This is a genomic window from Streptomyces oryzae (genome assembly GCF_017676365.1).
Lineage (GTDB): Bacteria > Actinomycetota > Actinomycetes > Streptomycetales > Streptomycetaceae > Streptomyces > Streptomyces oryzae.
Map to the genome: position 1 here is coordinate 20,339 of NZ_JADKMA010000082.1, position 10,320 is coordinate 30,658.

Sequence of the window (10,320 nt, forward strand, 5' to 3'; positions counted from 1 at the left end):
GCATGCGACTGCGAATCTTCACCGAGCCCCAGCAGGGGGCCGACTACGACACGCTTCTGAAGGTCGCGAAGGCCACCGAGGACCTCGGATTCGACGCCTTCTACCGTTCGGACCACTATCTGGTCATGGGCGACTCCGACGGGCTGCCCGGCCCCACGGATGCCTGGATCACCCTGGCGGGGCTGGCCCGTGAGACGAGCCGGATCCGGCTGGGCACGCTGATGACCGCGGGGACCTTCCGGCTGCCGGGTGCGCTGGCGATCCAGGTCGCGCAGGTGGACGCGATGTCCGGCGGCCGGGTCGACTTCGGCCTCGGCTCCGGGTGGTACGAGGCGGAGCACACTGCTTACGGCATCCCCTTCCCCAAGGAGAAGTTCGGCCGGCTGGAGGAGCAGCTGGCGATCGTCACGGGGCTGTGGGAGACGCCGGCCGGCGAGAAGTTCGACTACGAGGGCACCTACTACCAGCTCAAGGACAGCCCGGCGCTGCCCAAGCCGCACCAGGAGCACATCCCGGTCGTCATCGGCGGCTTCGGCGCCAAGCGCACGCCGCGGCTGGCGGCACGGTACGCGGACGAGTTCAACGTGCCGTTCGGCTCGCTGGCCGACAGCGAGCGCCAGTTCGACCGGGTGCGGGCCGCCGCCGAGGAGCGCGGCAGGGACGCCTCGCAGCTGGTGTACTCGAACGCGCTGGTGGCCTGCGTCGGCAAGGACGACGCCGAGGTGGCCCGCCGTGCCGCGGCCATCGGGCGCGAGGTGCCCGAGCTGAAGGAGAACGGGCTGGCGGGCACGCCCGAGGAGGTCGTCGACAAGATCGGCCGCTACGGCGAGCTGGGCAGCTCCCGTATCTACCTCCAGATCCTCGATCTGAGCGACCTGGACCACTTGGCGCTGATCGCGGACCAGGTGCAGGCCAAGCTGTCATGACGGCCGACGCCGTGGCCCCGCTCGCCCGGGCTCTCACCCGGCACCCCGTACTGCTGGACGGCGGGCTCTCCAACCAGCTGGAGGCACAGGGCAACGATCTGGCCAACGAGCTGTGGTCGGCGCGGCTGCTGGCCGAGGCGCCGGAGGAGATCGAGGCGGCGCACGCCGCGTATGTGCGCGCAGGCGCCCGGGTGTTGATCACCGCCGGCTATCAGGCGTCGTTCGAGGGCTTCGGACGGCGCGGGCTCGGCCGGGCTCAGGCCGCGACGCTGTTCCGGCGCAGCGTGGAGCTGGCCCGGGCGGCGGCGCGCGAGGTGACGGACGAGCCGGTGTGGGCCGCGGCGTCCGTCGGCCCGTACGGTGCCGTGCTCGCCGACGGCAGCGAGTACCGGGGCCGGTACGGGCTGGACGCCGGCGAGCTGGCCGCCTTTCACCGGCCGCGGATCGAGGCGCTGGTCGCGGCCGAGCCCGACGTGCTCGCGCTGGAGACGGTGCCGGACGTCGTGGAGGCCGAGGCGCTGCTGCGGGCCGCGGACGGCTGCGGGGTGCCGGTGTGGCTGAGCTACACCGTGGCGGGTGGCCGCACCCGTGCCGGGCAGCCGCTGGCGGACGCCTTCGCCGTCGCCGCGGGGAACCCGCAGGTGCTCGCGGTCGGCGTCAACTGCTGTGCGGCCCAGGAGGTGGCCCCGGCGCTGGAGGCGGCCGCGCGGGCGTGCCCGGGGGTGCCGCTGGTCGCCTATCCGAACAGCGGCGAGGGCTGGGACGCCGGGCGCGCGACCTGGACCGGGGAATCCTCCTTCGCCGCACCGCTCGCCGCGGAGTGGGTGGCGCGCGGCGCACGGCTGGTCGGCGGCTGCTGCCGGGTGGGCCCGGAGGACATCGCCGCGCTGGGAAGCGCACTGCGGGAGGTTGGCTGAATCGCTGCGGTCCCTGCGGTACAAGGTGCGCCAGGGGCGGCTGATTCCTCGCGGAGCCGGTGGCGCTCCGTCAGGATGAGCCCATGGGATTCCACGTCGACTCCGAGACCGGGCGGCTGCGCCGCGTCATCGTGCACCGGCCGGGGCTCGAACTGAAGAGGCTCACCCCCACCAACAAGGACGACCTCCTGTTCGACGATGTGCTGTGGGTGCGCCGGGCCCTGGATGAGCACGACGCGTTCGCGGGCACCCTGCGCGAACTCGGCGTCGAGGTGCATCTGTTCGGCGAGCTGCTGGCAGAGGTGCTGGAGGTGCCGGCGGCCCGCGCTCTCGTCCTCGACCGGGTCTTCGACGAGAAGGAGTACGGCCTGCTGGCCACCGACCATCTGCGGGACTCCTTCGACCGGCTGCCGACGGCTCAGCTGGCCGAGGCGCTGATCGGCGGCATGACCAAGAGGGAGTATCTGGACCGCTGCCCCGAGCCGTCCTCGGTGCGCTTCCATGTGATGGACCGGGACGACTTCCTGCTCGCCCCGCTGCCGAACCACATCTTCACCCGCGACACCTCGGCCTGGGTCTACGACGGTGTGTGCATCAACGCGATGCGCTGGCCGGCCCGGCAGCGCGAGACCGTCCACTTCGAGGCGGTCTACCGGCACCATCCGCTGTTCGCCTCCCCCGAGGAGGGCGGCAGCTGCGGGGGCTTCCACACCTGGGCGGGTGGCCAGTCGGCCTACCCCGCCACGATCGAGGGCGGCGACGTGCTGGTGCTGGGCAACGGCGCCGTGCTGGTCGGGATGAGCGAGCGGACCACACCGCAGGCCATGGAGACGCTGGCGCACGGCCTGTTCGCGCAGGGTTCGGCCCGCTCGATCGTGGCCCTGGACATGCCCAAGCGCCGCGCGTTCATGCACCTGGACACGGTGATGACGATGGTCGACGGGGAGACCTTCACGCAGTACGAGGGGCTGGGCATGCTCCGCTCGTACACCATCGAGCCCGGCTCAGGCGGCACGGAGCTGAAGGTCTCCGACCACCCGCCGGCGCATATGCACCGCGCCATCGCCGCGGCGCTCGGCCTGGACCGGATCCGGGTGCTGACGCCGACGCAGGACGTGCGCTCCGCCGAACGGGAGCAGTGGGACGACGGCTGCAACGTACTGGCCGTCGAGCCCGGCGTCGTGCTGGCGTACGACCGCAACGTGACGACCAACACCCATCTGCGGCGGCAGGGCATCGAGGTGGTGGAGATTCCCGGCGGAGAGCTGGGGCGGGGGCGGGGCGGTCCGCGTTGTATGAGCTGCCCGGTGGAGCGGGATCCCGTCGCATAGGAATTCGATGCCATGTATACAATTGCAGCGCACCCGTAAGCGCGCGAGCTAGGAGCCCCCATGGCAGCAGACCTCACAGGCCGCCACTTCCTCAAGGAGCTGGACTTCACGCCAGAAGAGTTCCGCGGTCTGGTCACCCTCGCGGCACAGCTGAAGGCCGAGAAGCGGACGGGCAGCGAGCGCCCCCGGCTGCGCGGGCGCAACGTCGCACTGCTCTTCGAGAAGTCCTCCACCCGCACGCGCTGCGCGTTCGAGGTCGCCGCCGCCGACCAGGGCGCCCACACCACCTACCTCGACCCGGCCGGCTCGCACCTGGGCGTGAAGGAGTCCGTGAAGGACACCGCCCGGGTGCTGGGCCGGATGTACGACGGCATCCAGTACCGGGGCAGCGGCCAGGAGGTCGTCGAGGAGCTGGCCGCCTACGCCGGGGTCCCCGTCTTCAACGGGCTCACCGACGAGTGGCACCCGACCCAGATGCTCGCCGACGTGCTCACCATGACCGAGCACGCGCCAGGGCGGGCACCGGCCGAGCTCTCGTTCGCGTACCTGGGCGACGCGCGCAACAACATGGGCAACTCCTACCTGGTCACGGGCGCACTGCTGGGCATGGACGTCCGCATCGTGGCGCCGCGCTCGCTGTGGCCCGAGGAGTCGGTGACCGCCCGGGCGCGCGAGCTGGCCGAGGGCACCGGCGCGCGGGTCACGCTGACCGAGGACGTACCGGAGGGTGTGCGCGGCGCCGACTTCCTGGCCACCGACGTCTGGGTCTCGATGGGCGAGCCCAAGGAGGTGTGGGCCGAGCGGATCGAGCTGCTGCGCCCGTACGCGGTGACCATGGAGGTGCTGCGCGCCACCGAGAACCCCCAGGTCCGCTTTCTGCACTGCCTGCCCGCCTTCCACGACCTGGGCACGGCGGTGGGCCGGGAGATCCATGAGCAGCACGGGCTGACCTCGCTGGAGGTCACCGACGAGGTGTTCGAGTCGGAGCACTCGGTCGTCTTCGACGAGGCCGAGAACCGGCTGCACACGATCAAGGCCGTGCTGGTGGCGACGCTGGGGGCGTCGGAGCCTGCCGGCTGAGGAGCCCCGCCGCACTGCTGTGTGCATAGTCATACGCCGCAGTGCGGGGTCATGCGGAATCGGCCGTTACGCTTGATTGCAGCCTCGAAGGGTCCGGGCCACCGCCCGGGCCCTTCCCTTGTGCACGTCCCGCGTGTGCACACCACCCCGTGCACACCCCGCACCGCCCTGGAAGTCCCATGCCCCGCACCGGCCTGCGCCTGAAGTCCCCCGAACAACTGGTCGCCGAATCCGGCGCCGATCTGGAGGGACACGGCCTCAAGCGCACCATCGGCCCGTTCCAGCTCGTGTGCTTCGGGATCGGCGCGATCGTCGGCACCGGCATCTTCGTCGGCCTGTCCGACACCGTGGCCGAGGCGGGCCCCGCGGTGCTGGTCTCCTTCATCCTGGCCGCGGTGACCTGCGTCTTCACCGCCTTCTCCTTCGCCGAGCTGGGCGGCGCCATCCCGGTCTCCGGCAGCTCCTACTCCTACACCTACGCCTCCCTCGGCGAGCGCGCGGCGTTCCTGGTGGGCTGGTGTCTGCTGCTGGAGTACGGGGTCTCCGTCTCCGCGGTCGCCATCGGATGGGGGCAGTACCTCAACGAACTGCTGGAGAACACCGTCGGGTGGCGCATTCCGGCAGCGCTCGCCGAAGCCCCCGGACACGGCGGCGTCGTCAACCTGCCCGCGGTGGTGGTGATGCTGCTCGCCGCTGTGCTGCTGGTGCGGGGGGTACGGGAGAGCGCGCGGGCGACGGCCGCGATGGCGGTGGTGAAGGTCGGCATCCTGGTGCTCTTCTGCGCCATCGCCTTCACGGCCTACGACGCGGGCAACCTGACGCCCTTCGCGCCCGAGGGCTTCGGCGGTATCGGGGCCGGGGCCTCGCTGGCGTTCTTCTCCTTCATCGGCTTCGATGCGATCTCCACCGCGGGCGAGGAGGTCAAGAACCCGCGCCGGAACATACCGCTGGCCATCATGGTGACGATCGGCTGCGTGGCGCTGCTCTACTGCCTGGTGGCGGTGGCGGCGATCGGTGCCATGCCCTGGGAGCAGGTCGGCGGCAAGCCCGCCGCGCTCTCGCTGATCGTCGACCACGCCACCGGCTCGGCCTTCGGCTCGACAGTAATCGCGCTGGGCGCCGTGGTGGCCATCGCCTCGGTGGTGCTGGCCGTGATGTACGGGCAGACCCGGATCCTGCTGTCGATGTCACGGGACGGGCTGGTGCCGCGGGTGTTCGAGCGGGTCTCGCCGAAGACCTCGACGCCGGTCGCCAACACCTGGATCGTCGCGGTGCTCTTCGCCGTACCGGCCGCCGTGGTGCCGCTGGACGTGGTGCTGGACATGACGGTGATCGGCACGCTGGCGATCATGGCCGTGGTGAACGTGTGCGTGCTCGCGCTGCGCCGCTCCCACCCCGGGCTCCAGCGCCGGTTCCGGGTGCCGTTCTACCCGGTGGCTCCGCTGCTGGGCGTGGGCTTCAGCCTGTATCTGATGTACGGGCTGCCGCTGGTGACCTGGGTGCAGTTCGCGGCCTTCCTGGTGGTCGGTGCGCTGGTGTACGCGGCGTACGGGCGGCGCCGCTCGCGGCTGGGCGCCGCCGCGCCGGAGGACGCGCTCGAGAGCGCCCCCTCTTTGGTCCGTTGAGGGGCTGACTGCCCCGTGCCTGCGCGCCCCCATGCCGAGTGCGCTAGGCACCGCCCCTGCGCCGGGTCAGTTCCTCTTCCGTGAGCTGCTGAAGCAGCTCGACCCGCGCCGTCAGCTCCGGATCATCATCCTCCGCTTCCACCTCCGCGTCCGGGTCCCACCCCTCGGCACGCATCCGCTCCTCCTGCACCTTCGCCGGCTCGTCCGGGTCGTAGTCGCTGGGGCGGGGGCCCTCCGGTCCGTCGGGGCCGATCCGTACGAACCGTTCGACCCGGACGAGCCGCAGATGGCGGCCCGCGAAGCGGAGCTCGGTGCCGCGTTCGGCGTCGAGCCGGTCGGCGGCCTCCTTGTAGCGGGCGCGGGTGGCCTCGTCCAGCCCGTGCATGGCGGGCGCCAGGACGCGCAGCAGCATGGTGAGGGAGTCCCGCGCCTCCTGCGGGGTGTCGCTGTCGCCGGTCTCCGAGCGCCAGGCGCCGCCCTCCTCCTCGGCGAAGAGGAACGCGGGCGGCAGCAGCACTCCGCCCGGGTGGGTGACCGCTGCGCGCCGGGCATCCTCGCGGACCTGCGGTTCGTCGCCCTCGCGGTGGGCCAGCGCCAGCAGCTCGGCCTTGAGGATGCCCTCGGAGGGGCCGGTCGGGACCGCGGCGTCCAGCACGAAGCCCTCGGTGCGGTCGGGCAGCCAGCTCGCCTCGCCCGGTTCCGCCGGGTCGGGGTCGGAGGGCCGGGGCGGCTCGGGACCCTCGGGTCCGGAGCGGATGACGTTCTCGGCGCGGACGACCCGGAAGCGCTCGCCCAGCACGGTCAGCTCGTCCAGGCGCTCCCAGTCGAGGCGCTCAGCGGCTGCCAGGCAGGCGGCGCCGGTCTCCTCGTCGCCCGCTTCCTCCGCCCGGTGGGCGCGGCGCCGCAGGTGCGAGCCCAGCCCGTCCCTGGCACTCTGCGGGGTGGATGAGCCGAAGTACGGCAGCAGCTGCCAGCCGCCGCCCTCACTCTCCGTCCGTTCCCTGGCCAGGCCGAAGACGGGCCGGAAACCCATCAGCACGGGGTAGCGCTCCCGTGCCCGCCACGCCTCCTCGTCCGCCATGGCGGCCACCGGCTCCGCCAGGGGCGCGACCCTGATCGTCCGGTAGGCCGGTACGCGATCGGTACCGTCACTGTCTCCCTGCATGGCGGCAAGTATGCGCACGACTACCGTACGTGCGGGGCGAGTTCGGCATACTCCCTCGTCGGTGTGGTTTCGCGCCGGTGTACGACCGCCTTCACGCCGACCACGTAATAGGCACAAAGAACACGATTCCTATACTCATCGCATGCGAGAGCCGACCGAGCGAGTGCCGACCACGCGAGAGCCGACCACGCAGGAGCCGACCATCAGGCGCGCCGTCGCCCAGGACGCGGAGCAACTCACCGCGCTCGTACAGGAGTCCGCCGCAGCGCGGGGCGCCTACGCCTCCCTCGCCGCCGGCTACGAGGTGACCCCGCACTACATCGCCCGCCACGAGGTGTACGTCGCCGTGGACGGCAGCGGCGCGCCGCTCGGCTTCTACGCACTCGTGCTGGACCCGCCGGAACTCGACCTGGCGTTCGTTGCCGACGCCGTGCAGGGTGCGGGCGTGGGCCGGCGGCTGATCCAGCACATGCTGGGGTGCGCGGCGCAAGCCGGGATACGCCGGCTGCGCGTGGTGGCACACCCTCCTACGGAGAAGTTCTATCTGCGCATGGGAGCCCGCCGCGTCGGTACCGTTCCCCCGACGCCGCCGAGGGTCTTCTGGGCCCGGCCCGAACTGCGGTTCGACCTGTCGCAATCGGCGGCCTGACCGGCTGCGCGAGTCGGCAGCCGTACGGACGAAGAGACGGGCGGAGAGACGGACGGAGAGAGCGATGCGCGTGGGACTGCTGCGAGCCGTGGGTGCGGCGACGGCCGGGTACGGAGCCGCGGTGGCGGCCTGGCCGGCGCTGCTGGCCAAGCCCTCGGGGCTGGTGGACGAGACGGGCCGGACCGCCGCGGCCACCCGCACCTCGCTGCGGCCGCTGGCTTTGCGGGACGCGGCCTGCGGGCTCGCCCTGCTCCTCGCCCCCGAAGGACCGGCGCTGACCACCGCCGCCTGGCTGCGGATCGCGGCCGACCTCGGCGACGCCGCGCTGCTCGGCGCAACACTCCCCCGGAGCGCCCGCGCCAAGGCGGTGGCCGTCTCGGTCTGCTGGGGCGCGCTGTCGGTGGCGGCGCTGTGCACCGGGCGGAACGCGGGCGGGGGCGCGTCCCCCGGCCGGAGGGCGGACGGGCACACGTCTCTCCGCCGCAACGCGGCCGGGGGCATGGCCCCCGGCCGGAGGAAGGACAGAGGCACGTCCGCCGGGGGCTGACCTGTCGGGCGCGCTCGTCGGGCGGCGGCACCCGCCCGCGGCTAGGCTCGTGCCATGGGTGGTCGGCACCGTCATGCGCGGCCGGCGAGCGCCGACGATCTGCTCTCGCAGCTCGGGCGGCTCACCGCCAGGGTCCGCGAGGAGGTCGAGGTACAGCGCGCCCGGGTCGAACTGGCCGAAGCCCTGCAGCGCGGAATGCTTCCCTCCAGCCTGCCGACCGCGCCGGGGCTGCGCGTCGCCGCCCGCTACGCACCGGCACGCAACGGCCTGGACATCGGGGGCGACTGGTACGACGGGTTCCGGCTGTCCGACGGGACGTTCGGCTTCTCCGTGGGCGATGTGCAGGGGCACGACGTGGAGGCCGCCGCGTACATGGGCCAGGTGCGCATCGCACTGCGCGCGGTGGCCGCCATGGGCACAACGGACCCCGGCGAGATCCTGCACACCGCCAACGAGCTGCTCGCGGCGACCGACAACCCGCTCTTCGCCACCTGCGTCTTCCTGCGCTTCGACCCGCGCGACTGGAGCGTGCACACCGCGCGGGCCGGACACACCGGCGCCGTATGGGCGCGGGCCGACGGGGTGGGCGGGGTCGTCGACCATCCCCCGGAAGAGATCGGCCTGCCGCTGGCCGTCATGGAGGGACAGGCCTACCGGGTCACCGAGTACCGCCTCACCCTGCCCGGCACCCTGGCGCTGCTGACCGACGGGGTGGTCGAGGGGCCCAGGTTCCCGCTGGAGGAGGGCCTTGCCCAGGTGGCGCAGGTGCTGCGGGAAGGCGTACGGGAAGACCCTGAAGTGCTTGCCGACCGGGTGATGGACGTGGCCGAACAGACCGGCCATACCGACGACGCGGCCGTGCTGGTGCTCAGCTATGACGGGCCGGAGGCGTGTCAGACGGCCGACACGGCGCCGGGCGTTGTCTGATGAACGATGTGGCACCCAGCGAGACGACGCCGGACCGGACCCCGGAACCCTCCCCTCCGCCCGCCGCACCACTGCCCGGCGGCATCAGGGGAGGTCTGTTCGCCGCGTACCTGCTGCGCCTCGTCGTTCTCGCCCTGTGCTACTACGCGGGCGCGCGGCTCGGGCTGGTGTGGAAGGTGGCGGTCGAAGGCGCGGTCGTCACCCCGTTCTGGCCGCCGACCGGTATCGCCGTCGCCGGTCTGCTGTACTTCGGGCTGCGGCTGTGGCCGGGCGTGGCGCTCGGCTCGCTGCTGGTGCTCCTGGACATGGGGCCGCTGAGCTGGACCGCGCTGGGTTCGGTCACGGGCAGCACCCTCGCGCCGGTGGTGGCCTGCTTCCTGCTGCACCGGGTGCGGTTCCGCCAGAGGGTCGACCGGCTGCGGGACGGGGTGAGCCTGGTCTTTCTCGGCGCACTGCTGGGCATGCTGGTGAGCGCGACAATCGGCTGTCTGATGCTGGTCGCGGGCAACCACCTGAGGCTGGCGCAGTTCTGGCCGGTCTGGTCGGCATGGTGGGCAGGTGACGCGGTGGGCGTACTGGTCGTCACGCCGCTGCTGCTGTCCCTGCCCAAGCTGGGACGGCCGCGCAGCTGGGTGCAGACTGCGGAGGCGCTGGGGCTGGGCGCGGCGACCGCGGCACTGGCCGTCCTGGTGACCCAGGCCCCGATCAACCTGCTGTTCCTGGTCTTTCCGTTGCTGGTGTGGGCGGCGCTGCGGTTCCAGCTGTTGGGCGCCGCGGTGAGCACGACCATCCTGGCGGTCGCCGCGACGGGGGCCGCCACCGACCGGACCGGGGTGTTCGCCCGGCAGGACCTGATCACGGACATGGTCACCCTGCAGGCCCTCAACGGCTCGGCGGCGCTGACCACGCTGCTGTTGGCGGCAGTCACCGCCGAGAAGCGGAACACGCACCGCAGGATTGCGGCTGCGTGCGATGACCTTGCCGAGATGGTGGAGGTGCTGGCGCCTCCGGGCCGCGGGCCCCGCTCCTTCCCTGCGGGGGGCCGTACGGGGCAGCGTCAGGTGTAGGGGTTGCCCTGCGGGGGGGGGCGCGTCTCCCTCTCCTACGCCGGCTCAGCCGGAGAGGTGGCCGATCAGGTCGGGGGCGGCGGGGT

9 protein-coding genes and 1 pseudogene are annotated in these 10,320 nt (G+C 72.4%); 9 read left to right on the plus strand and 1 reads right to left on the minus strand.

The features are described from left to right. The first annotated feature begins 2 nt into the window (after positions 1-2). The 5 genes from ITI46_RS17490 (at position 3) to ITI46_RS17510 (ending at position 5,879) form a co-directional block, all read left to right on the plus strand. On the plus strand, positions 3-926 hold the full coding sequence (locus ITI46_RS17490) for an LLM class F420-dependent oxidoreductase (protein ID WP_209240519.1): 924 nt from the start codon (positions 3-5) through the stop codon (positions 924-926). Continuing rightward, positions 923-1,843, plus strand: a complete 921-nt coding sequence (gene mmuM / locus ITI46_RS17495; protein WP_209240520.1) for a homocysteine S-methyltransferase — start codon at positions 923-925, stop codon at positions 1,841-1,843. Before ITI46_RS17490 ends, mmuM begins: the two co-directional genes overlap by 4 nt. Positions 1,844-1,926: 83 nt before the next feature. Further along, positions 1,927-3,174: an arginine deiminase gene (locus tag ITI46_RS17500; RefSeq protein WP_209240522.1), complete on the plus strand. Its 1,248-nt coding sequence runs from the start codon at positions 1,927-1,929 to the stop codon at positions 3,172-3,174. A gap of 60 nt (positions 3,175-3,234) precedes the next feature. Then, positions 3,235-4,254 carry an ornithine carbamoyltransferase gene (gene argF, locus ITI46_RS17505; RefSeq protein ID WP_209240523.1) on the plus strand — a complete coding sequence of 340 codons (1,020 nt, stop codon included), beginning with the start codon at positions 3,235-3,237 and terminating at the stop codon, positions 4,252-4,254. 179 nt (positions 4,255-4,433) lie between these two features. Then, positions 4,434-5,879, plus strand: coding sequence for an amino acid permease (locus ITI46_RS17510; protein ID WP_209240525.1), 1,446 nt, complete (start codon positions 4,434-4,436; stop codon positions 5,877-5,879). A 43-nt stretch (positions 5,880-5,922) separates the two neighbouring features. Here ITI46_RS17510 and ITI46_RS17515 read toward each other — a convergent pair whose 3' ends face one another. Then, the gene (locus tag ITI46_RS17515; RefSeq protein WP_209240526.1) at positions 5,923-7,044 is read right to left on the minus strand and encodes a DUF5954 family protein; all 1,122 of its coding nucleotides are present in this window, start codon (positions 7,042-7,044) and stop codon (positions 5,923-5,925) included. A 142-nt stretch (positions 7,045-7,186) separates the two neighbouring features. Between ITI46_RS17515 and ITI46_RS17520 the strand changes: the two genes are divergently transcribed. The 4 genes and pseudogenes from ITI46_RS17520 (at position 7,187) to ITI46_RS17535 (ending at position 10,234) form a co-directional block, all read left to right on the plus strand. Further along, a complete protein-coding gene (locus ITI46_RS17520; protein ID WP_209240527.1) occupies positions 7,187-7,693 on the plus strand; it encodes a GNAT family N-acetyltransferase in 507 nt (168 codons plus the stop codon). 64 nt (positions 7,694-7,757) lie between these two features. Then, positions 7,758-8,117: pseudogene (locus tag ITI46_RS17525) on the plus strand (hypothetical protein); the annotation flags it as partial. 177 nt (positions 8,118-8,294) lie between these two features. Further along, positions 8,295-9,167, plus strand: a complete 873-nt coding sequence (locus ITI46_RS17530) for a PP2C family protein-serine/threonine phosphatase (protein ID WP_209240528.1) — start codon at positions 8,295-8,297, stop codon at positions 9,165-9,167. Continuing rightward, a complete protein-coding gene (locus ITI46_RS17535) occupies positions 9,167-10,234 on the plus strand; it encodes an MASE1 domain-containing protein (protein WP_209240529.1) in 1,068 nt (355 codons plus the stop codon). Before ITI46_RS17530 ends, ITI46_RS17535 begins: the two co-directional genes overlap by 1 nt. The last annotated feature ends 86 nt before the right edge of the window (positions 10,235-10,320 follow it).